A 21,468-nucleotide genomic window follows, 5' to 3' on the forward strand; every position below is an offset into this window, starting at 1 on the left:
AGCACGGAAGGAAGTCGCAGATGTCGAATGCGTCACTGCCCCAACCGATCAACTACATCGCCGACGAGTGGTCCGGGTGTGCGACGATCCCGGACGCCTGGAACCTCGACCCCAACACCGGGCAACCCGTGCACCGCACCGTCACCACCAGCCCCGCCGACGTGGAGCGGGCCCTGCGCCATGCCGAACGGTCCTACGGCTTCGAACGCTGGGACGACGCGGCGAGCGAGGAACGCGCCGCTGTCATCGAGCGCGCGGCCGACATCGTCGAGTCCCGGATCGAGGACATCGCCCGCACCGATGCCCTCACCAGCGGCGTTCCGATCGCGAAAGCCCGGACGATCGCGCAGTTCCTGCCGCACCGGATTCGCTCCGCGGCCGCTGATCTGCGCGCCATCCCTCGGCGCACTTCGCTGGCGGCCGGTGGCCGTGACGTGCGGCTCTACAAGGTCCCGTGGGGACCTGCCGCCATCCTCACCCCGTGGAACGGCCCCAGTTTCATCCCCGCCGCGAAGTTGGTGAGCGCGCTGGCGGCCGGGTGCCCCGTCATCCTCAAGCCGTCCGAGCACGCGCCGAGCAGCGCCCAGATCATCGTCGAGAGCTTCGTCGAGGCGGGGCTGCCCGATGGCGCGCTGCAGCTCGTCCACGGTGCGGGCGACGTGGGCGCGGCGATCACCGGCGATCGCCGGGTGAAGATCGTCTCCTTCACCGGTGGCCCGAACGCCGGTCGCGCGATCGCCCGCGCGGCCGCGGAGGACTTCAAGGTGCTCCAGCTCGAGCTCGGCGGCAACAACCCGGCCCTCGTGCTGGAGGACGCCGACATCGACGTGGCCGCCGACGGGATCCTCGACGGGATGACCAAGCTCAACGGCCAGTGGTGCGAAGGTCCCGGAAAAGTGCTCGCGCACAGGACTCTTGTCGAACCGCTCCTCGAGGCGCTGCTCGACCGCATCTCCCGTATCGAGGTCGGGCACTCGCTCGACGAGGACACCCAACTCGGCCCGATCTCGAACGCCCCGCATTTCGCCACGCTGCTGAACCGCATCGATGGGCTGCGGGCCAACGGCGCCACCATCCATCAGTCCACGAAACTCCCCGAACTCGACGGGTTCTTCCTGTCGCCAACGGTCGCTTCGGGAGCCGACGCGTCAGTGGCGACCGCCGAGCTGTTCGGGCCGCTGGTCAGCCTGCACGCCGTGGAGTCCGACGAGGACGCCCTGCGCGTGGCCAACGCCGACCCGTCGGGCCTGGACGCCTACGTGTTCGGCAGCGACCTGGACCGCGCCATCGAAATCGGCTCACGGGTGCTGTCGGGCGAGGTGCGCGTGAACGGCGCGAAGATCGCCGATCTGGCCGACGGTTCGGCCCAGAGCTTCTGGGGCTCCGCGGGAATCGGCGGCCACGCCCCCGGGGAGTCCGTGCGGGTGTTCTGCGGCGACCGCGTGGTCGGCGTCGATTCTCCCGACCTTCCCCTGTAACGACCAACCTTCGACGAAAGCGGCAATCGCTATGAATTCCACCTCCACTTCGGACACCGGGGTCGTCGACGTCATCGGCGTCGGCGCCGGCTTCACCGGCCTCTACCTCGCGCACCGGCTCACCGGATCCGGATGGACCTTCGCCGGTTTCGAGGCCGGGCCGAGCGTCGGCGGCACCTGGTTCTGGAACACCTATCCGGGCGCGCGCTGCGACGTGGAGAGCATCTACTACTCGTACTCGTTCGACGAAGCGCTTCAACAGGAATGGACGTGGAGCCAGCGGTTCGCCCCGCAGGCCGAGATCCTCGGCTACCTCGAGCACGTCGCCGACCGCTTCGACCTGCGCAAGCACTTCACGTTCAACACCCGCGTGGTCGGTGCGACGTGGAACGCGGCCGACCGGCTGTGGGAGGTGCGACTGGACAACGGCCAGACCCGGCGCAGCCGCTACCTGATCTCGGGTGCGGGCGGGCTGTCCACCCCCAAAGACTTCGACGTGCCCGGCCTCGCGAACTTCACCGGCCTGCAGGTGTCCACCAGCCGGTGGAACATCTCGCTCGACGACCTCGCGGGCAAGCGCGTCGCCGTGATCGGCACCGGATCCTCGGGCGTGCAGGCCATCCCGCTGATCGCGCAGGTCGCCGAGCATCTCACGGTGTTCCAGCGCACCCCGAACTACGTCATGCCCGCGCGCAACGCCGCACTCTCCCCCGAGCAGGTCGCCGCCGTCAAGGACGACTATGTGGCGATCCGTGAGGAGTGCAGGCACTCGCCCGGCGGCATCCCCGATCGCCCCGTCACCGACAACGCCTTCGACGTCTCGGACGAGGAGCGACGACGACGCTACGAGGAAGCCTATGAGCGCAGCGGCTTCCAGGGCGTCGGCGCCGAGTTCGCCGACCTGCTCATCGACCCCGAGGCGAATCGGACCGCGTCCGAATTCATCCACGACAAGATCCGCGAGATCGTAAAGGATCCGGCCACCGCGGAGCTGCTGGTGCCCAAGTACCACCCGCTGGGCGCCAAGCGCAGCTGCTTCGGAACCGACTACTACGAGACCTACAACCGGCCGAACGTGTCGTTGGTTTCGCTGCGTGACGAGCCGATCGAGACGATGACCGAGAACGCGATCGTCACCGCGAAGGGCACCTACGAGGTGGACGCCGTGGTGCTGGCCATCGGGTTCGACGCCTTCACCGGCCCGCTGTACGGGCTCGATCTCACCGGTGCTTCCGGCAAGAAGCTGCAGGAGGCCTGGCACGACGGCATCCGGTCCTACCTCGGCATCATGGTCGCGGACTTCCCCAACTTCTTCATGGTCGGTGGCCCGCTCAGCCCCGCGCTGGTGAGCAACGTGGTGGTGACGATCGAGCAGGCCGTCGACTGGATCGCCGATCTCATCGAGCACGCCCGCGACACTGGTGCCACGCTGATCGAGGCCACCACCGAGGCCCAAACCGAGTGGGTGGACATCACTGAGGCGACCGTCGCCCCCACGCTGTTCGCCACGACCGACTCCTGGTACCGCGGCTCCAACATCGAGGGCAAACCCAACACCTTCATGGGCTACGTGGGCGGTGTCGGCAAATACCGGCGCATGTGTACTGAGATCGCCAAGCGCGGCTACCCCGGCGTCGAGATCGACGGCGAAGCGCAGTCCCGCGCTCTTGGCCCCATCCACGATGAAATCGCATGAGCAAGGCAATCCACCGGCGCTATGTCGCCTTCTCCGATGCGCACTACGCGGGCAATCTCGTCGACGGCGCCTACGCTCTGAAGCTTTTCGGCGACGTCGGCACGAACCTGTCGATCGAACTGGACGGCCACGAGGGCCTGTTCGCCGGCTACTCGTCCGTCGAGTTCCTCGTCCCGGTGCGTGGCGGTGACGTCGTCGAGGCCGAGGCGAGGCTGGTGAAAAAGGGAAACCGCAGCCGCACAGTAGATTTCGAGCTTCGCGTGATCTGCCGCGGCTGCGATGACTCCGGCCGCGCGCAGGTCCTGGAGCCGCCCCTGGTCGCGGTCCGCGCACGCGGCACCGCGGTCATCCCCGCAGACCAGGGGGAGTAGTGCATGGAACTGATCTACGACACCGGCTGGGCCGAACAACCTGCCATCGTCGAACAGCCACTGATCGGTGACATCGACTGCGACGTGGTCGTGATCGGCGGTGGAGGCGGCGGTATGTCGGCCGCGCTGCGTCTCGCCGAGAAGGGCGTCGACGTGGTGCTACTCGAGGCGAAGACACTCGGCTGGGGCGCCACCTCCCGCAACGCCGGATATATCACGAACTCGATCGCCGCCGATCCGGAGCTGCTGGGTTTTCTGCTGAAGCGCGAGCGGCTGCGCTCCCTGTACCGGTACGCCGAGAACGCGGTGCATTTCGCCGAGGACGCCGTCGCGCACCACGGGATCGACTGCGACTACCGGCGAGAGGGCATTGTGATGGCCGCCGTTTCCAAGGGGCAACTGCGGCATGCGCGCCGAAACGCGAAGGTCATGGCAGAGGCCGGATCGTCGGCCGAATTCGTCGAGGGCCGGGCGGCGGGGCTTCCGGAAGGCTTCCTGGGCGGAGTGCGCGAGGGCGTCGGCGGCACGCTGAACCCGGGTGAGTTCGTCCTAGGTCTGCGGGCCGCGACGATCAGGTCCGGCGTGCGTGTCCACGAGCACACACTCGCCCGCGACGTCACCGACACCGGAGACGGCGTCATCGTCGAAACCCCGAACGGAAGGGTCAGGGCTCGCAAGGCGCTGCTGACCGCCAACGCCTACAGCGCAGGCCTTTCCATCACGCCGAAGAACCTCGCGACCCCGGTGTGGACCTCCCTGGTCGAGACCGAACCCGTCGCACCCGAGCGACTCGACGAGATCGGCTGGACCAGCCGCGCCCCGATGGTCACGCTGCACATGATCATCGAGAGCTACCGCGTCACTCCACGTGGCACCATCGTTTTCGGCACCCGCCGCGTGCAGGCCGGCCGCAACCCGCTGCCGGAGCGCACTCCCGCGCCGCACGTCGCCGACGACCTCGTCCGCGGATTCCACGAGCGTTTCCCCGGCCTGCGCGACATCACACCGCAGAAGGCCTGGGGCGGCTGGATCGGGATGAGCTCCACCTGGCTCCCCGTCGCCGGTGAGGCTTCCGACAACGTGCTCTACTCGCTGGCCTGCAACGGCCACGGCTTCGCCCAAGCGCAGTACGTAGGCCATCTGCTCGCCGACCGGATCGGTGGCGCGCCGCTACACCCCGACCTGGCGGCGATCTGGCACGGGCGCAAGCGATTCCGGCTCAGCTTCGTCAGCGGCCCCGCGCTGTACACGGGCTGGCTCGCCGACCGCGCCGCCGACCGCCTGGCAGCCCTCACGAAATGACCATCGGCGCAACCCGCCGTCCAAGGAGAAAATCATGTCCATCAAAGAACTACTCTTCGCGGTCGCAGACATCTGGATGATCGCCGTCGGATTCACCTACGGGATCAAGTTCATCCGCAACTACAAAAACTACCTACTCGGCATCGAGTGGATCATCGTCGCGACGTCGGGTACGAACTTCCTGATCTACGGTCTCATCAAGGCCGGCCACGACAGCCCGATGTACGCCGTCGCCTACTTCCTCGACGCCTTCTCTCGGTCCATCGGCATCACGCTGATCCTGGTCCTCGGGCTGATGATGGTCACCCACCGGTACAAACCGTCCGCGGCGGTGGACATCGGTGCGTTCGCCCTCGCGGCCGTGGTGGGCTTGCTCCTCAGCCAGTTCGCCGAGGAGATCGGCACCCCCGGCAAGATCTTCTACATCGTGGTCAACGTGCTCACCACGATCTTCCTGATCTACTTCGTCAAGCGCCTGTGGGACATTCGCGAGCGCGGGCACGCCGTGTGGGCCGCCGTCGCCACCGCCTGCGGATTCGTCATCGCCGCGATTTACGACTTCGTCCACATCCCGAGCGACGACGCGGAGCACACGATCTTCTACGTCTTCGCGCTGTCCACGTGGGGCCTGCAGATGTTCGCGTACTACCGCGCCTACCGAGCGTTCGACGCCTACAACAAGCGCGTCGACGCCCAAGCGGTCAGTCCCAGCGCTCCGGCTACGGCTTGAGCCGCGCCGTGCCACAGAGCCCACCTGAAACCCTGTGGGTGATGTGTTGATCAGCGGCGACGTCGCCTCCGCGGGGCTCGAATCGTCGCTGATCGGCGACCGGGGGTGGTCGCCGGAGCGTCCCTTTTGATCGACCTAGAGTCAGGAACCGAAATGACAAGGCACGAAGTGCATGAAGAGACTACCGAGGTGGTCATTGTCGGCGCCGGGATGTCGGGGCTGATGGCGGCCACGACGCTGGCGCCGGAAACCGACGTAGTCGTGCTGGAATCCACCGGTCGCACGGGTGGACGAGTCGAGACCATCCGGCTGGGCGATTACTGGATCAACGTCGGCACCCAGTTCACCGAGGGCACCGGCACGCTGATCGATGCCCTCGACCGGCACGGCATCGAGATGGGCTCGCTCGCAGGCAAGAGCATCGCACTGTACTTGAACGGGGGAGTGGTCGACACATCGAATCCCGTCGCGCTCATGTTCCGCACCCGGATGACCATGATGGACCGTCTCGGGATGGCCGTCGTCGGTGCACGCATCCTCTCGGTCATGCCGTTCCTGGAGTCGCCGAGCCGTATCGCGCAACGGGTTCGCGCCAAGCTCGACACCAGGCTGGCGTCGTACCTACTGAAGGGTGTCCGGTCGGAGTTGGCCGCCGCCGTCGTCCGGTCGTGGTCAGCGCAGTGGATGGGATGCGAGGTGGAGGAGACGGCCGCCACCCAGTTCGTCACGTCGGTGGGCCTCGCGCTGGCCGACCCGGAGAAGATCCCGAACTTCTCGCTGCCGGTGGGTGGCAACCAGACGTTGACCGACGTGCTGACGGAAGATCTCGGAGGCCGGATCCGGCTGAACTCTGTGGTGCACTCGGTGCGGCAGGACGGTGACGGCGTTGTCGTCGACTATCACGACGGTGACCGGCCTGTGCGGTTGCGGGCGGAGCGTGCGATCGTGACCACACCCGCCGATATCGCCGAGCGGATCATCCCGGACCTTCCACAGCAGCACCGGAACGCTTTCAACGACATCACCTACGGCCGGTACGTGATCGTCGGATTCTTCACCGAAGAAGTCGGGACGCAGCGTTGGGATCACTATTTCGGCGTCTCGACGCCGCAACTGTCATTCCAGGCGATGTTCAATCACGCCGCGGCGATGCGGAAGGGCGACGATCGTAAGCCGGGTGGAGCACTAGCCTGTTTCGCCGGCGGCGCCAAGGCCGACTCTTTGTTCGACCTCAGCGACGAGGAGATCGTGTCGCGATTCGCACAGGACCTGCTCGCAGTGTTCCCCGAGCTGGAAGGGCAACTGGGCGAGGGCATCGTGCGGCGGCACCGCCGGGTCGTGCCCTTCTGGGCGCCCGGGCGGAGGAACTCGCTTCCGACGTTGCGTGATCCGCTCGGAAGCATCTACCTCGCCGGCGACTACCAGCTCGATCTGCCTTCGCTCGCCGACGCAGCCACGTCGGGCGAACGAGCGGCGAACGCCGTACTGACGAGCCTGGGCCGACTGCGATAGACCAGGACCACGCGCATCCCACCAGCGAACTGCACCTGGCAAGCACCGCCTTCAACCTCATGAAGATCCACAAGCCGGCCCCGCCGGCCTGATGCACCACCTGCCAGACCCCGCCCACCCGAAGGCGTTCTGGTGAAAGCGTTTCACAGCCTCCACACCTCGAAGACGCAGCGATTCTGCAACAGCCTCTACCACCTCGAGATCAGGCGGGTGATCTGCTCGACCGACGCCATGGAATCGCTCAACGTCCACTACCGGCGTGCGATCGAGGCGCGAGGTCATTCCTCACCGAGCAAGCCGCCCTGAAATGCCTGTATCCGGTGACTCGTTCGCTCGACCCGACCGGTGCCGGTCGGGCACGATGGATGATGCGCTGGAAGCCAACGGTCAACGCGTTCGCGATCATTTTCGCCGACCGCTTGCACCGCGTCCTCCACCCTGACAGCGGAGCAAATCGGTCTCAGGCGAGCGGTCCGTAGTATGCCGCAGGGGGTGTCCCTGTGAACTATCGGGATGGTGCCGGTGTCGGCCGCTCAATCGGGCTCTGTATCGGGGAGATACCGGGCCCAATCGTTCTGGGCGTATCGGGACCGCCGTTCGGCGGTGGCCGGGCTGACACCCAGCAGGTCGCTGACCACGGTGACCGGGATGTCGGCGAGGATGGCGATCATTGCGGTGTTGCGGGCGACCTGGATCGAAAGTCCGGGCGGCGGATCGCGCTGCTGGTCGAGGCCGCCCGCCTGAGCCGCAGCGACCCGGTCGCGGCCTACACCCCGCTGCGGCCTTCGCTGTATCGGAATGCGGTGCGCATGGTTGGGGTGGGCGTTCTCCATCAAGTTTCTCTACTTCGCCGGTGGTGGCCGCGCCGACTACCCCCGCTGCATCATCGATGACAGCGTCGGCGCCGCGTTGCGAGCGGCCGGCTGGGCAGGGCTGGGTGGCAGCGGATGGAGCCCGAGGCCGGTATCTGCGTTTGCTGCACAGAGCGCGGTTTGCACCCGCCCCAATCTGAGGACGCTCCTAGATGGCCCTCGGCTGGGTGATATCAGCGCAGTGCTCGCTGCGGGAGATCCGGCCGATAGATCGACTTGCGGAAACGGTGAGTAGAGGCTTGCTACACCCCTTCGCTTCGCAATCGGCTTCTCAAAACAGCCGCGGCGCGGCGGCCGCGGCACCCAAATCCGGCAGGCTTCCTGTGGCGGCATGTCCGTCCAGCGCCCAGAGCCGTCCCTCGTGGACTGCAGCCCTGTCCAGGTTGGACGCGTCATCGTCGAGCATCAGCCGGCTGCGGCTGCCGGCCCATCCGCCGGTCCATCGAGGCATGTCGGCATGGCATGCGACAGTGAGATCGACGTGGTCGATGGCGACGTAGTGCCGAAGACTGATACGGGGAGATGGTGTGGGATACGGGATCATGCCGTACGCGGTGGATGTCGAGGTGCTGTCGGCGCCCTCCGCGCATACCGGCGACCCACAAGGCTTTTTCGACTGGATGGTGGATGTCCATCGGGCCACGACTTGCTCTGAGGCCGTCCGGACGGCGTTGCGGGAGCTGTTCTTTTCCGAGAAGCACAGCGGCAGCGACGGCGCGCCCTATGGGATGGCGTTGCAGATTCTGTGCGCGCGGTTCGGCGGCGCGTTGAGCAACCGGGCCTGGTATCCGATCAGTACCTCGTGGTTCGACAAGGTCGGCGACGTCCTCGACGGGCTGGGTATCGACCTCGATCCCCATCATCTGGCCTTCTCCGGATCCCCGATCTCCCTGCCGGAGATCGAGGACTTCCCGGCTATCGGGCACTTCACCCGCGCCGAGCTGGAGCCGGTCGCCCGCGCGTTCGCGGCCGCCGACCTGTCGGGGATCGGAGATGAGGAGCTCTTTGAATCAGTGACCGAGCTACGCGACTGGGTCCGCTGGTGCGTCGACAACGACCTCGACCTGGTGAGCTTCCACTACTGATCGGGCCCGCACCGTGGTTCACATCCGCCAGGAGTCCAGGGCGTTGGTGTCGAAATCGCTGAGTGTCAGGCCTGCGGTGAGTTGATCGAAGCGGTCCAGCAGGTCGTCGAACTCGTCGAGGATCGGCTGGGTGCGCCAGCGAGCTGCAACGCCACGCATGTAGTAGTCGGCGGTCCGGCCACTCGTTCTCCGGCAGTGTCAGGTGGGTGTTGTAGGTGCGCAGGGTGCCCTCGGACAGGCGGGCGCGGACCTGGGGGACGTACTCCGCGAAGGTCGGCGCGTCGGGTGGGGAGGGGAGCAGGTCGCCCGGTGCGATGCTCATCTGCCGTAGCAGCAGCCGGTTCGCGGCGATGTCTCCGTCGTGGCGGTCGCGGTGGCGCTCATCGGCCGGTCTCGCTGGCTTCCCAGGCGCGCCGGCCGAGTCCCTCTATCTGCGTCTTGTCGGGGCCGGTAGCGGGCCGGTTCTCCGATGACGACGGCGTCGAATCCTCGGTCGGACTGCTTGAGCAATTCGAGCACCCCAGGCTTCGGGGCCGGCGTTTCCCACGGAATTGAGCACGAAGGAACCGCTCCTTACCGGTTCCAGGGACCTCCAAACCGGGTGGCGCGGGCAGGATCAATGTGGTGGGGGTTGTATTGCGCCGGGTTTGGTGAAGGTGAACTGCATGACGTTGAGGTGGCCGTGGCGGAAGTGGTCGGCGCACTCGGTCAGATAGCTGATGTAGGCGTTGTAGGTGTGTTGCCCGGCCAGTTCGATCGCCCGGTCGCGGTGCTCATGCAAAGAGGTGGCCCAACTGTCCAGGGTGGTGGTGTAGTGGGATCCCAGTTCCTGAATGCGGGTGAGGGTGAATCCGGCGTCCTGCGCGTACTCGTTGATCCCCCTGGGGCTGTGGCCGGTCGATCGTGGGAGCTGGCTACTCGGGAAGACGGTGCCGCGCAGGAACGCGAATTCGGCTTCGGTCGTCAGGGCCGGTGCCTGGTGCGCATCCGCGTGATTCGAGTCTTGGACGACGACGGTTTGTACCAGCAGCACTCCGTCGTCCGGCATCATCCGGTAGGCGAAGTCGAAGAAGGCGGGGTATCGCTGGCGGGGGATGTGTTCGAGCGCGCCGATGCAGACGATGCGGTCTACAGGGCGGTCGAATTGTTGCCAGCTTTGCCGTCGCACACCGCCGTAGGGGCAACCGCGGACGAGCCGATCGACGAGGCGGTCGCGTACGTACCGGTGCTGGTCGCGGTGGGGCGTGAGCCCGATCGCATTGACGCCGTAGCTGTCCATGGCGCGCAGCATGGTCGAACCCCAGCCGCAGCCGACGTCGAGCAGGGTCATCCCCGGTCGCAGATCGCATTTGGCCAGCGCAAGGTCGATCTTGGCGGACTGGGCTTGTTCCAGGGTGTCGTCCGGGTGAGTCCAGTACGCGCAACTGTAGGTGCGAGTCGGGTCGAGGAACTGCGCGAAGAACTCATCGGGTAGCTGGTCGCGGGACGGGATCTGACGGTCGAAGAGGGCGTAACCGGTCATGGTGCGGATCTTCCTTGCATGCAGGGCCGAATCGCGTCGGTGTCGGTGCCCTCCCGCCACACAGGCTGAGGTCGGACCGCCCTTCGGGGCGCGAATGTCTGCCAGTCGCCGATCGGGCGGCTGTGGGTGCCCCTGGATCGGGTGGCATCCGGATCCGAGACTACAGATCTCACAGCTGCGCCAAACAGTGCGTGAGCAACATTTAACCAGGCAGTAACTGTAATGCTCGTCAAAGAGACGCCGGTGCGCGGCGAGCACGAAGCGCGGTCTTGTCCGGGTTATTGGCCCGAGCTTGTTGCGGGCTGCCCGCGGCGGATCGGGCTCAGGTTCACGCCGTGGCGGTCGGGGCGGCGGTGCGACCCCGTTGTGGACATCGGGGTTGCCGCCGACATCGAGCTGATCGGGGGATGGGTGCGCACCGGAATCCTGCTGTCCGCGCCATCCGGTCACGACGACACCTTGCTCGACCATGCGGCCTGGGCCCAGCGCGTGATCACCGGGCCGGTGTCGTGATGCCCGGCCCACGCCGCAGCCGCAGGCAGATGCTGTGCGATGTATCCGTTCGACTACCGGTTCAGCGGCGACGCGCGCTGGAGCCTGCGGCCGGACCGAGCGATCGATCACGACCTCGCATCCGCACCAGGGATGACTGTAGGTCGGGCCGGATGTCCTGTGCGCGTGTGCGCTGATGGCGCTGGGCGACGATCGCGCGCGCTGCGCTGACGGATGGGGCCATCCGCTGTGCTCGTGGTCGTGGGTCTAGGGCACTGCACGAACGAAACTGCCCCATGTGGTGGGCGCAACGTCTCGACATCCGCCTCTGTTCTGCGCGACAGACACTCGGCCCTGCGGCCGCTCCTGCGGCAAGCTCCGCCGGAAGCCGCGATGCCTATGCAACGGTTGGGGTTTCTTCTTACCTCCGTTCGATCCAGCACGGATGCTGCCCCGTTCTGGCGCGGCTGCCCGGCGGTCGCGCGGAGCTGAGCGTGGGAAAGGTCAGGTCTGGCGTGCTGGTGAAGCCAGTGTTTCCGGGCTGCACGGTGTTTGCGGTGGCGAGTGAGGCGTTCGATGCGCTGCCGGTGAAGGCCGTATGCGTGGGCGATGTCGTCGAGACTGACCGTCCCTGGCTGCAGGTGGCCGTGGGTGCGGTTGACGAGCCCGGCGGTGGTGAGAACAGCCAGTGCGTTGTATCCCGCGCTGGAGCTGACCGATGCTGCGGCGAACACATCTGCGGCCGTGGTGAGCCGGTCGCGGGTGACGAGTTCGCGGATGCGGCGACAGTGCAACCCCAGCACGCCCTAGGCGGGATGGACGGGTTCGACCCGCGCGACTCAGTTGGATCGGGTTCGGGCGGATAGGTTGGTGGCCGTGGTGTGGGGTGACCAGGGAGTAGCGGTCGGAGGTGAGTCGGCGGCCGGGTCGGGTGCGCAGGATCGGTGCGCCGGGCATGTCGCGTAGTTCCCGCAGCACGCCCCACACGGTGGATCCGGGTAGGTCACCAACAGCCAGTGACAGTGACCGGCCACCGAACTCGACGACGGGTACCCCGCGCGCGACCTGCTCTCCGACTGCGGAAGCCCACGCCAAGGCCTGCAGCACCGCAAGCACCGTCCACCGCCGCGGGGACCGAGGCCACTGCGCGTGCACCCACACGGTCGCGGCCTCCAGCCACCGCTGCTGCAGACGGCGCCATCCCCGAGCAGATCATCCCCCTGCCGGGAGCGCGTTGAGCAGGCCGTCGAGATTGTGGCTGTACCGGTGATTCCCGAGGACGGCCGACGGAAGGAATGCCTTGAGCGCAAGTTCGGCTGCTTGGCGGCCGTAGTAGGAGGCTGTTCCGAGCGAGTGTTCGGCCAGAATCACTGCGGACTCTGTTGTCTTGAGGAAGGTTTCCAGGACAGGATCCTCGCAGTTCGCGAGTGACAGGCAGAACATGCGGTCCCGACCGGGAAAGTGCGCTACGACAACCTGCGTTCTGCGGTCGCGCAGGTTCTGGGGTTCACCCGCGCCCGGGTGGAAGCCGAAGGATGGACGGTGTTCCGGTCACATTTGGGGTTGGAGCCGTTCTACTGCCAGCCCGACGTCGAAGGCACCCGCGAGAAGGGCGGGGTCGAAGGCCAGGTCGGCTGGTTCCGCTGGAACCCCGCACTATCTGACCCGGTTCGCTACTCCAACAATCGGGAGCCGAGTTGGTGAGCGCCTTTCATCCGGCGTCGGGCGGGGCGAGGAAATCGATGACGTCTTCGCTGAATCGGCGGTCGGACATCACTGTGTGGTGTCGGCGCCCCTCGTACACCCGGAGCTTGCCATCACGTACTCCGCTGGCTACTCGCTCAGCGAGTTCGGGCGGGTAGAGGGCGTCGCGCGCACCGGCGATCATCAAGGTGGGTGCGGTGATCTCGTCCAGACGGTCTTCGATGTCGAACGCGTCCTCGGCCGCCAGCATGGCCACCATGCCGTCCGGGTCCGCCGGGCGACCGGCAGTCAGTCCCAGTAGAACGGCCATCAAGGCTCGGCCGGGCCGGGAGTCCGCGGTCGCTGGCGCCAGTGCCGCTGCCGCGGCCCGGTATCGTCCAGTGGCCAGCAGGTCCGTGTACTCGCGCTGTATGCGTCGGCCCTCCAACCCAAGGCGTGGGCCCGCGGCTCCGACCACCAGTCGGCGTACCAGGCCGGGGTGGTCGACGGCGAACTGCAGCGCGAGGCAACCAGCCGTGGACAGGCCGAATACGTCTACCGCGCAGTCGAAACGCGCATGTAACTCTTCGGCGTGGTGAGCGGCGAGTTCGGCCATGGTGACACCGGGCTCGAGCCCGGGCCGGCGGCCGACTGCCAGCACGGTGAATCGCGCGGCCAGCGACTTGAGGGAGCGCAACTCTGCCCATCGGGCGGCACCCGTGGGGTTGGCCGAGTCCGGCAGCACCGTGCGAAACACCACGAGCGGGCTTCCCGTTCCGAACTCCAGGTAGGCGGCACCACCTGTCAGTACACCTTCGCGCATGGTCATTGCTTGGTCAGTCCAGTCGCGACAATGTCGATGAGCCGGTCGAGCACGGCGGGGTACCGCTGCTCGCCGATGTCTTGGCGATGCATGGGCAGCAGAAGTACGGCTTGGAGCACCCCGATCAGTTCGTCGGCGTCGGCTTCGATGAGCTGGCCCTTGGCCTTGGCAGCCTCCAGGAACTCGGTCAGCGGCATTACCTGCCGCGCCCTGGCCAGCTCGTCCGGGCCCATACGACGAACCACCGCCCGCATCTCCTCGGGATGGGTAATCAGCCGGTGATAGAGCGGGTTTTCCTCCAGCATCCGCACCGCAGCGCGCAGGAACCCGCCGAGGGCGCCGCGCGCGTTCTCGGCCTCGCCCAACACCACTGCCAGCTTGTTGTGCAGCTGAGGTGCCTGTCGCAGCATCAGCTCCAGGTACAGCGCCTCCTTGCAGTCGAAGAAGGCATAGAAGCTGGTTTTGGCGATCCCGGCAGGGGCGACGAGGTCGTCCAGGGAGGTCTTGCGCAGGCCCTGGGTGGTGAACGAGCTATGTCCGGCCTCCAGGAGTTGCTCGGTGATCCGGGCGCGGTCCTCAGCAGTGAACGGGGGCGGCATACCACTCCTGAATACATATGAACAATTCAGTCTTTGTTATTCAGGACAGTACCGCATCCTGGGGTTCCGGACCAGTGAGATCGCCCTTGAAGAGCGCTGTCGATGGCGTCGCCCGTGGTTTGTGGCTGGTAGTCGGGTTGGCATCGAGACGCCGCCCGATCTCGAGGGCGAATCTTCGGGATCGGCGCGTCCCGGAGCGTGAGTGCTGCGAGAACTTCCTGGGCCGGTGAAACCCGTGTCCGGGGAGGCTGCGGTGGAAGGCCTGCGGCGTAACCGTAGCGATGCCGCAGGGGCAGAGTCGGGCTCCTCCTCGATCGAGCGAATCACAGTGAACACGGGAACCGTTGCGAGTCCGCCCTGCCAGGCGCAACCAGCGTCGCGGTCAGGGCTGGGCTCATCGTCGGCCGATCGGCTCGCAATGGGGCGGAGTTGCCGTAGTACTCCGAGGTCGGGAAAGCCGATCACATGGGGAAGGGCAACAGCGAGAGGAGACAGTTGGTTGCTGTAATACCGAAAGAAGCGCCGCCGAACGGCGGCGCCAGCTGCACGGACCCGAAGGGGCCGTGGCAGCGGGTATCGGAGATGCAGGACAAACTGCACCGTTGGGCGGCGGCCGACTCCGGCCGCCGGTTCGATGATGTGTTCAACCTCGTGCACGGCCCGGCGACGCTGCGAGTGGCGTTCGACCGGGTCGCGGGCAACCGGGGCCGCAACACGCCCGGCATCGACGGTGTCACCACCGACGATGTCGAGCACGGTTTCGGTGTCGATGGATTCCTGGACCATCTGCGGTTGTCGTTGAAGGACGGGTCGTTTCGGCCGGTTCCGGTGCGGCAGCGGCAGATTCCGAAACCGGGTGGATCGGGAAAGCTGCGGAAGTTGGGCATTCCGACCATCGCGGATCGGGTGGTCCAGGCCGCGTTGAAGCGGGTGCTGGAACCGGTTTTTCGAGGCCGACTTTCTGTCGGTCTCCTATGGGTTCCGGCTAGCAGCGGTTCCAGCCGTGCCCATTGGGCATCGGTCAGATCCGCTCGCGCGGTCACCACTAGGGTGGTCACGAGGTCTCCGGTGTTCAGTTGAATCTTGGTCGATCAACCAACTGCCGGAGACCTCGCCATATCTCAAACTCTCAGCCTGCCAACCAGCCTCACATCTGCAGCACTACTTCGAGATACGCCCTAGCTTGAGTTTTAACCTGTGCGACGTGGTCGAACGCCAACTTGGTGACACCGACCGGCGTTCCGCCATTCTTGGAGTGGAACGCGGTGAGCAAGCTCCATTCCGCTGGTCCGGCAATTGCCGCACCGGTGATGACCGCCAGCAGGACCGCGGTGGACAATCGCATCCGGCCCGACCACCGCGCCACCGCCTTGTTGGGGACTCTCGTTATTCACGCCGTCTGCGTGCGCGCCCACCGGATAACCCGGACAATTGTCGGGTATTCGACGAAGTCGTCAACGAGTGCCCCGAACCGGAAAGTAGGCGCGATTCGAGTGGCCTCGACCACGCGTCCGCCCGCCCGTGTCCGGTGATCACCAGGACGGCGATTTCGGCCCCAGGAACAGGCCGCCGTTGACCTCCAATGTCTGACCGGTGACCCAGCGTCCGTCGTCGGAGGCGAAGAAGGCAACCGCGTCGGCGATGTCAGAGCCACGGCCGACGCGTTCGAGCGCGGTCATGCCCGCCACACCGGGGATCGCACCGTCGTTGGTGTGCAGCCAGGAATTCATGTCGGTGTCGGTAATGCCGGGCGAGACCGTGTTCACCGTGATCCCGCGCGGCCCCAAGGTGTTGGCCAGTGATCGGCCGAGCACGTTGAGCGCGCCCTTGGTCATGCCGTAGACGACCTCCGGTGTGGCGAACCAGGTGACGCCGGAGGAGATGTTGACGATGCGCCCGCCGTCGCGCAGCAATGGCAACGCCCGCTGGACGATGAACAACGGCGCCCGCACATTGACCGCGAACAACCGGTCGAAGTGCTCGGGTGTGGCCTGCTCGACCGTGGCGTCGTAGGCGATGATCGCGGCGTTGTTGACCAGGATGTCCAACGGCCGGTCGCCGAGTCCCGTGGTGAGTTCGCCGAACAGTTGGTCGATGTCCCCGTCGACGCCCAGTTCGGCGCGGACCGGGAAAGCCCGACCGCCCGAGCGCCGGATCGCCGATACCGTGGCTTGCGCCGCCTCCAAGTTGGTGCCGTAGTGCACGGCGACTTCGGCGCCGTCGGCGGCCAGACGCTCGGCGATGGCCCGGCCTATTCCCCGCGAAGCGCCCGTCACCAGGGCGGTCTTTCCGTTCAAGTCGGTCATTGCGCACTCCCGCATTGTTGTAACGTAACGCTCCCTAACATCGCTTGCGGGCGCTACCGTATTCCCGTGGGATCGAAACGCCGCGCCGCCGCGGACACCAGGGAGTACATCCTCGCCGTCGCGCGAGAGCTGTTCTACCAGCACGGCATTCGCGCGACCGGCGTGGACCGCGTCGCGGCCGAGGCGAACGTCGCACCGCCCACCCTCTACCGGCTCTTCGGCTCCAAGGACGATCTGGTCGCCGCGTATCTCGAGCGAGAAGAGCACCGCTACCGGGAGTGGTTCCGCGCCGCGGAGCCTGGGAGGGGCCCCGTGAGCGCATCCTCGCCCTGTTCGACGCGCTGGCTGAACAGGTGCGTCCCGAATCCTGTCGCGGCTGCCCCTTCCTCATCGCGCTCGGAGAACTGCCCGAGCACGACGTGCTCGGTCACCGACGCGCTGTGGCGATGAAGCACTGGGTGCGGGCCCAGTTCTGTTCGCTGACAGGCGAACTCGCGGCCACCGCGCCGATGACCGATCCGCAGGCACTCGCCGACCAGCTGATGCTTGTGATGGAAGGCGTCTACGCCACGACACAGGCGTTCGGCCCGACCGGCCCGGCCGATCAGGCCCGATCGCTGGTCGAGGCACTACTTCCTCGCGAGCCGGCCTGATCCCGCCACCCGGGCGCCACCACCGCGCACAGCGGGTGCCCGCGGTCAAACTGCGCGCGGCGGTGGCGAGCGGCGGACCGCGCTGCCCAGCAGCGCCGTCCATCCGTCGGTGCCAGTGTATCGAGGTCGAGCAGTGCCCGAAGTCGGCGTTGCCTCGGGCTGGGGCCGAACAGATAGCCGCCGTCGTAGGGCGTAGCGGTCGGCGGCCGGGTCGGGTGCGCAGGATCGGTGCGCCGGGCATGTCGCGTAGTTCCCGCAGCACGCCCCACACGGTGGATCCGGGTAGGTCACCAACAGCCAGTGACAGTGACCGGCCACCGAACTCGATGACGGGTACCCCGCGCGCGACCTGCTCTCCGACTGCGGAAGCCCACGCCAAGGCCTGCAGCACCGCAAGCACCGTCCACCGCCGCGGGGACCGAGGCCACTGCGCGTGCACCCACACGGTCGCGGCTGCCACCGCCGCTGGTCGGAGTCTGGGTGTGCCCCTGTGTCTATTTGCTTGTGCGCCACGGACAGGAACTTGTGCGCGGCCCACCGGCAGGCGGAGAGCCAGTCGCGGCGCATGGCGGCATCGGCGCCTCGGCCGTAGCGGCGGTAGGCGTCGGCAAACCTGCGCCAGCTGCCACCAGCAGCGGGGAGTTGCGCGCGCACGTCGAGGTAGGTCTCGGTGTGCAGCTGCGGCAACAACGTATCCAGCTGCGGGTCATTGCCTGTAGTGGCCGCGACATGCACGATCTGCGCGAGCAGATCGCTTGCAAGGCACGCCGGTTCGAGCGGGTGCGTTTGGGTTTGGTCAGCCGGGCGGCGGGGTTGTCCCGGTATTCGATGATCCGGTTGTCCTCGGCATGCTTGTACAGCCGCCGCCACACGTCGATGACATGGCCGACCACCTCACGACCCCCGCGGTCGCTGCGGCGGATCACCCGCTGCGCGCGGATCGTCTCGCACAGCCGCCGCAGATCTGCGGGCGTCGGCTCGTCCAGGCGCCGCTGCGCCCACCCGGGCTGAGCGAGAATTTTGTTCCAATACGTTTGGTAGTGGGTTCGGGTTCGCCCGTCGGGCATCGCTGCCAGCACTGTCGGGATGTACTCGGCGAACGTCGGAACCGCCCGTGTCGACCCGGTCTGCGCGGACAGGTCGGCGACGGTGAGCCCGAGACGGTCCATCATCATCGCGACCGTGGCGATGTCGGCCGCGGCGCGCGTGCTCATGCGCTTGTTCCCTCGGCGAAGCGGCGCGCGAGGATGTCGTCGAGCACATGCGGCGGGTACACCACCAACAGCGCCTGCTGTGGGTCGGCGGCCAGCAGAACCCGGTCGTGGATGCGGATGCCCGCCCCGCGACGGACCGGCGCCGGCAGCGACAGGTGCCCGTACTTGCTGGCACCGCGGCGGCCGTAGCCGGGCGGGTGATCACGATCAACCCGCCTGCGATCCGCTACGACAGCAGATCCCCGGGCCGCCAGTCCAAGGCCGTCAACACCGCCTTGTCGACCACACGGCCGTCGGCATCGACCGGGCGGATCTGTGTACCGCGATGCTCGGCGGGTGTGGCTCGACATCGCGCGACCGCCCCCGGCGCGGTCGGCCGCGGAGAAGGACGGAAGCACCGGCAGAATTGTGTCCTCGGTCATAATTCCCCCCGTCCAGGGGTAGAACCGCAGGTCACGGAGGTTGCCATAGGCGGAGTGTCCGGACAGTGCCCGGACCCGATTTCTATAGGTCGTTTTCTGTGTCCGGAGGGGGAGTCGTACACCGGAATTGCAGCAGCTGTGCACGGCTAGTGTGCACATGCCATCACCATACACGTTTTCGCACCTGAGTCGGCCATCGGACACTTTCGTCGGACAGAGCACCGCCGGAAACTGCAAACTCGCCAAAGTGCGTTGTGCTGCACGAGATCCCGCCAACTGGCTGAGTGTCAACGGAGAGATACGAATGCATGGGAGACCGCTGCCGGCATGGCGCAGACCGGATCTATCTGGTCGTGCAGTGACATTGACGTAGTAGACCCGAAAGTCGGGTCGAGTCGAATCTTTCTGCCTTGGCACGAGTTCAGCATTGCCTCGCCTCGTTGCTCCCGTCAATGGACAAAGGACACCCAGTTTGGGTGAATTTTGACAGGTTCGGTGGTTCTTATGGCTTAGAAACACCAGATTCGCCCGGGACTGCCCCGAGTTCGGTTGACTCGCGGGTGTGGTGTTTCAGGCCGCAAGCGCGGGCTGGTTTATTGTCTCAAACTCGATCGGCGTCAGGCGGCCGAGTGTGCGTTGCCGCCGTTTTCGGTGGTAGGTCTTCTCGATCCAGACCACGATCGCCAACCGCAGTTCGGCCCGGGTTGCCCAGCGCTGCCGGTCGAGAACATTCTTCTGTAGGAGCGCGAAGAACGACTCCATCGCCGCGTTGTCACCACACGCGCCGACTCGGCCCATTGACCCTCGTAACCCGTTGACCGACAACGCATTGACGAATTTCCGAGAGCGGAACTGACTGCCCCTGTCCGAATGCACGATCGTCGCGGTCGGCGAGCGGAACGCGACCGCGTGACGCAGCGCCGAGGTCGCCAGCGACGCTTTCATCCGGGAATCGATCGAATAGCCGACGATCCGGTTGGAGAACACGTCCTTGATCGCACATAGATAGAGCTTGCCCTCGCTGGTGGCATGCTCGGTAATATCGGTCAGCCACACCGCATTCGGGACATCAGCGGTGAACTTGCGGTCGACAAGGTCGTCGTGGACCGGCGGGCCGGCCTTCCGGTTCAACCCGCGCTTCTTGGCGAATACGCTCCAGATCTGCTGCTGAGAGCATAATCGGGCGACTCGGTTCTCGCCCGCGCGGATGCCGCGGGCGGGCAGTTCGTCGGCGATGAACCGGTAACCGAACGCCGGGTCATCGGCATGGATGTCGTAGGCGGCGTTGATCAGATGCGCATCGTCCCAATCACGTTGCGAGACAGGATTCTTCTTCCATTTGAAGAATGCTTGGGTGGAGAATCCGAGCACCCGACAGGTCACCGCGACAGGGATCTTGTCGGCGGCCAGGTCCAGGACCAGCGGGTACATCATTTTGGGTTGACGTCGCGGGAGAAATAGGCGACCGCGCGGCGCATGACCTCGGCTTCTTGTTCCAGTTGCCGGATTCGTTTGCGGGCCTCGCGTAACTCGGCCGACTCATCGGCAGTGGCGCCGGGGCGGTGTCCGTCCTCAATATCAGCTTGCCTGACCCAGTTCTTTACGCAGCTCTGCGAGATCCCGAAGTCCTTCGCGATTTGGGTCAACGGGATCTCGCCCTTACGGGCGACCGCGACAACATCGCGGCGGAACTCCTCGGGATAGGGCTTGGGCATGGTGGTCATCCTTCCACCGCGAGGACGCATCCTCACAGATCAGGAGTCAACCAAACCGGGGGCAGTCCCTTCAGTACTGACGCTGCGCGCCACTCGTAGCGCGGTGTATGAGCGGGGCAATGAACTCGACGGCCGTGAGGCCGCAGTTGCCGAACACGGCGGACTTCTCGTTACGCACCTGCTGTTCCAGTACCTCGGCGCGACAAGCATCGACGACCCCGACTTCGACTGGGAAAGTGAGGTCCTCGAGAAGGTTCCAACCACTGTGGAGGAACTGGTGCGTCGACTGGCGCACCAGATCACTCTCGATGAGCACCGCCCATTGATCAGAGCCACTTTTCAATCCGCAAAGCGATGCCAAGAGCTGGCCAAACAAGTCCTCGACCAAATGGCGGACGGCATAGCCGTTCCCGAACCACCCGCGAAGCAACGTAAGCCGCGCCGCCAGAACACAGTACCGCTCTTAGTTGACCGTCGCGTTATCAAAGAGGGATCAGCGCTTCACTATGTCGCGCAGACCGAGCCCGAGCGTAAAGCCTTGGAAAACTGGCTCGCGAAAGATGAAAGGCGACGGCAGGCGACGTGGGTCAATCACCGCACCAAATCGATCCTGTGGGCATACGACGAACAGCAGTACTCTCCATCTGGGCTCGTGTCGAAAATGTGGTGGGACGCGGGATGGGACGATCGGCCGGTCGCGAACCAAGGAACCATGCGCTGGTTGCTTGGAGACGGGCGGAGTCTATGGGATCTGGCGCAGCTCATTCACAGTGAAGAAGATGAACCGGGCGATGATGAAAGCTGAGTATGTTTGGACCCCCGCAGCACCCGGCCCGGGCGGCCGGGGCGGGTCTGCACTCGGCGACGTACTCAAGGGCCGGGCGTCGAACCCGGGTATGAGTGACGAGGGCGGGGCGAGGTGTTACGGGGGATCCGAGCCGCGGTGGGACGCGGCACGGGTTTGCTTCCTTTGGGTTTGCATGGCAGCGTCTA

At 66.1% G+C, this 21,468-nt stretch carries 24 protein-coding genes and 1 pseudogene; 15 read left to right on the forward strand and 10 right to left on the reverse strand.

Translation table 11 applies throughout. From position 1 onward, the window contains the following. Positions 1 to 20 precede the first annotated feature (20 nt). The 7 genes and pseudogenes from ACFV2O_RS15925 to ACFV2O_RS15955 all read left to right on the forward strand — a co-directional run. Positions 21 to 1,478: an aldehyde dehydrogenase family protein gene (locus ACFV2O_RS15925; protein WP_379252394.1), complete on the forward strand. Its 1,458-nt coding sequence runs from the start codon at positions 21 to 23 to the stop codon at positions 1,476 to 1,478. A gap of 31 nt (positions 1,479 to 1,509) precedes the next feature. Then, the gene (locus ACFV2O_RS15930) at positions 1,510 to 3,174 is read left to right on the forward strand and encodes a flavin-containing monooxygenase (RefSeq protein ID WP_379252395.1); all 1,665 of its coding nucleotides are present in this window, start codon (positions 1,510 to 1,512) and stop codon (positions 3,172 to 3,174) included. Further along, positions 3,171 to 3,545, forward strand: coding sequence for a hotdog domain-containing protein (locus ACFV2O_RS15935; protein ID WP_379252396.1), 375 nt, complete (start codon positions 3,171 to 3,173; stop codon positions 3,543 to 3,545). Before ACFV2O_RS15930 ends, ACFV2O_RS15935 begins: the two co-directional genes overlap by 4 nt. Positions 3,546 to 3,548: 3 nt before the next feature. Continuing rightward, positions 3,549 to 4,847 carry an NAD(P)/FAD-dependent oxidoreductase gene (locus tag ACFV2O_RS15940; protein ID WP_379252397.1) on the forward strand — a complete coding sequence of 433 codons (1,299 nt, stop codon included), beginning with the start codon at positions 3,549 to 3,551 and terminating at the stop codon, positions 4,845 to 4,847. Between the two features lie 34 nt (positions 4,848 to 4,881). Beyond that, complete coding sequence (locus ACFV2O_RS15945) at positions 4,882 to 5,577, forward strand: transporter (RefSeq protein WP_379252398.1); 696 nt, start codon at positions 4,882 to 4,884, stop codon at positions 5,575 to 5,577. 153 nt (positions 5,578 to 5,730) lie between these two features. After that, positions 5,731 to 7,089, forward strand: a complete 1,359-nt coding sequence (locus tag ACFV2O_RS15950; RefSeq protein WP_379252399.1) for a flavin monoamine oxidase family protein — start codon at positions 5,731 to 5,733, stop codon at positions 7,087 to 7,089. A gap of 189 nt (positions 7,090 to 7,278) precedes the next feature. Next, positions 7,279 to 7,568, forward strand: a pseudogene (locus tag ACFV2O_RS15955) (transposase); the annotation flags it as partial. A 54-nt stretch (positions 7,569 to 7,622) separates the two neighbouring features. Here the strand turns inward: ACFV2O_RS15955 and ACFV2O_RS15960 are convergent. After that, positions 7,623 to 7,922: a hypothetical protein gene (locus ACFV2O_RS15960; RefSeq protein WP_379252400.1), complete on the reverse strand. Its 300-nt coding sequence runs from the start codon at positions 7,920 to 7,922 to the stop codon at positions 7,623 to 7,625. Here ACFV2O_RS15960 and ACFV2O_RS15965 point away from each other — a divergent pair. Continuing rightward, positions 7,888 to 8,196 (forward strand): hypothetical protein, encoded by a 309-nt coding sequence (locus ACFV2O_RS15965; RefSeq protein WP_379252401.1) that lies wholly within the window; start codon positions 7,888 to 7,890, stop codon positions 8,194 to 8,196. The genes ACFV2O_RS15960 and ACFV2O_RS15965 overlap by 35 nt on opposite strands. Positions 8,197 to 8,232: 36 nt before the next feature. On the opposite strand, the gene ACFV2O_RS15970 is transcribed toward ACFV2O_RS15965, so the two are convergent. Further along, complete coding sequence (locus ACFV2O_RS15970) at positions 8,233 to 8,505, reverse strand: hypothetical protein (RefSeq protein WP_379252402.1); 273 nt, start codon at positions 8,503 to 8,505, stop codon at positions 8,233 to 8,235. Between the two features lie 10 nt (positions 8,506 to 8,515). Between ACFV2O_RS15970 and ACFV2O_RS15975 the strand changes: the two genes are divergently transcribed. Further along, complete coding sequence (locus tag ACFV2O_RS15975) at positions 8,516 to 9,046, forward strand: hypothetical protein (RefSeq protein ID WP_379252403.1); 531 nt, start codon at positions 8,516 to 8,518, stop codon at positions 9,044 to 9,046. Between the two features lie 18 nt (positions 9,047 to 9,064). Here ACFV2O_RS15975 and ACFV2O_RS15980 read toward each other — a convergent pair whose 3' ends face one another. Both ACFV2O_RS15980 and ACFV2O_RS15985 read right to left on the reverse strand, forming a co-directional pair. After that, complete coding sequence (locus ACFV2O_RS15980; RefSeq protein ID WP_379252404.1) at positions 9,065 to 9,205, reverse strand: hypothetical protein; 141 nt, start codon at positions 9,203 to 9,205, stop codon at positions 9,065 to 9,067. A gap of 457 nt (positions 9,206 to 9,662) precedes the next feature. Then, the gene (locus tag ACFV2O_RS15985) at positions 9,663 to 10,568 is read right to left on the reverse strand and encodes a class I SAM-dependent methyltransferase (protein WP_379252405.1); all 906 of its coding nucleotides are present in this window, start codon (positions 10,566 to 10,568) and stop codon (positions 9,663 to 9,665) included. Positions 10,569 to 10,934: 366 nt separating this feature from the next. Here ACFV2O_RS15985 and ACFV2O_RS15990 point away from each other — a divergent pair, with 366 nt between their 5' ends. Together ACFV2O_RS15990 and ACFV2O_RS15995 are read left to right on the forward strand one after the other, a co-directional pair. Next, on the forward strand, positions 10,935 to 11,081 hold the full coding sequence (locus tag ACFV2O_RS15990; RefSeq protein ID WP_379252406.1) for a hypothetical protein: 147 nt from the start codon (positions 10,935 to 10,937) through the stop codon (positions 11,079 to 11,081). A gap of 1,440 nt (positions 11,082 to 12,521) precedes the next feature. Beyond that, a complete protein-coding gene (locus tag ACFV2O_RS15995) occupies positions 12,522 to 12,764 on the forward strand; it encodes a hypothetical protein (protein WP_379252407.1) in 243 nt (80 codons plus the stop codon). Between the two features lie 7 nt (positions 12,765 to 12,771). Here ACFV2O_RS15995 and ACFV2O_RS16000 read toward each other — a convergent pair whose 3' ends face one another. Together ACFV2O_RS16000 and ACFV2O_RS16005 are read right to left on the reverse strand one after the other, a co-directional pair. Beyond that, positions 12,772 to 13,566, reverse strand: coding sequence for an alpha/beta fold hydrolase (locus tag ACFV2O_RS16000; RefSeq protein ID WP_379252408.1), 795 nt, complete (start codon positions 13,564 to 13,566; stop codon positions 12,772 to 12,774). 2 nt (positions 13,567 to 13,568) lie between these two features. Further along, the gene (locus ACFV2O_RS16005; RefSeq protein ID WP_379252409.1) at positions 13,569 to 14,165 is read right to left on the reverse strand and encodes a TetR/AcrR family transcriptional regulator; all 597 of its coding nucleotides are present in this window, start codon (positions 14,163 to 14,165) and stop codon (positions 13,569 to 13,571) included. A gap of 495 nt (positions 14,166 to 14,660) precedes the next feature. Here ACFV2O_RS16005 and ACFV2O_RS16010 point away from each other — a divergent pair, with 495 nt between their 5' ends. Then, a complete protein-coding gene (locus ACFV2O_RS16010; protein ID WP_379252410.1) occupies positions 14,661 to 15,245 on the forward strand; it encodes a hypothetical protein in 585 nt (194 codons plus the stop codon). A gap of 67 nt (positions 15,246 to 15,312) precedes the next feature. Here the strand turns inward: ACFV2O_RS16010 and ACFV2O_RS16015 are convergent, their stop codons facing one another. Next, positions 15,313 to 15,510 carry a hypothetical protein gene (locus ACFV2O_RS16015; RefSeq protein ID WP_379252411.1) on the reverse strand — a complete coding sequence of 66 codons (198 nt, stop codon included), beginning with the start codon at positions 15,508 to 15,510 and terminating at the stop codon, positions 15,313 to 15,315. A gap of 187 nt (positions 15,511 to 15,697) precedes the next feature. After that, positions 15,698 to 16,471, reverse strand: coding sequence for an SDR family NAD(P)-dependent oxidoreductase (locus ACFV2O_RS16020; RefSeq protein WP_379252413.1), 774 nt, complete (start codon positions 16,469 to 16,471; stop codon positions 15,698 to 15,700). Between the two features lie 66 nt (positions 16,472 to 16,537). Between ACFV2O_RS16020 and ACFV2O_RS16025 the strand changes: the two genes are divergently transcribed. Together ACFV2O_RS16025 and ACFV2O_RS16030 are read left to right on the forward strand one after the other, a co-directional pair. After that, the gene (locus ACFV2O_RS16025) at positions 16,538 to 16,921 is read left to right on the forward strand and encodes a TetR/AcrR family transcriptional regulator (protein ID WP_379252414.1); all 384 of its coding nucleotides are present in this window, start codon (positions 16,538 to 16,540) and stop codon (positions 16,919 to 16,921) included. Beyond that, complete coding sequence (locus ACFV2O_RS16030) at positions 16,825 to 17,124, forward strand: hypothetical protein (RefSeq protein WP_379252415.1); 300 nt, start codon at positions 16,825 to 16,827, stop codon at positions 17,122 to 17,124. Before ACFV2O_RS16025 ends, ACFV2O_RS16030 begins: the two co-directional genes overlap by 97 nt. A 494-nt stretch (positions 17,125 to 17,618) precedes the next feature. Here the strand turns inward: ACFV2O_RS16030 and ACFV2O_RS16035 are convergent, their stop codons facing one another. Further along, on the reverse strand, positions 17,619 to 18,338 hold the full coding sequence (locus ACFV2O_RS16035; protein WP_379252416.1) for a hypothetical protein: 720 nt from the start codon (positions 18,336 to 18,338) through the stop codon (positions 17,619 to 17,621). 992 nt (positions 18,339 to 19,330) lie between these two features. Next, positions 19,331 to 20,475 (reverse strand): IS3 family transposase gene (locus ACFV2O_RS16040; RefSeq protein WP_379252417.1). Its coding sequence is split into 2 segments (ribosomal slippage): positions 19,331 to 20,196 and positions 20,196 to 20,475, totalling 1,146 coding nucleotides; the frame shifts between segments, so codons are not numbered across the junction. On the opposite strand from ACFV2O_RS16040, the gene ACFV2O_RS16045 reads away from it, so the two are divergent. Next, positions 20,474 to 21,280, forward strand: coding sequence for a hypothetical protein (locus ACFV2O_RS16045; RefSeq protein WP_379252418.1), 807 nt, complete (start codon positions 20,474 to 20,476; stop codon positions 21,278 to 21,280). The two genes, ACFV2O_RS16040 and ACFV2O_RS16045, sit on opposite strands and share 2 nt — an antisense overlap. Positions 21,281 to 21,468: the final 188 nt, after the last annotated feature.

Origin of the sequence: Nocardia sp. NPDC059691 (assembly GCF_042733915.1) — a bacterium.
GTDB classification, from domain to species: Bacteria; Actinomycetota; Actinomycetes; order Mycobacteriales; family Mycobacteriaceae; genus Nocardia; species Nocardia sichangensis.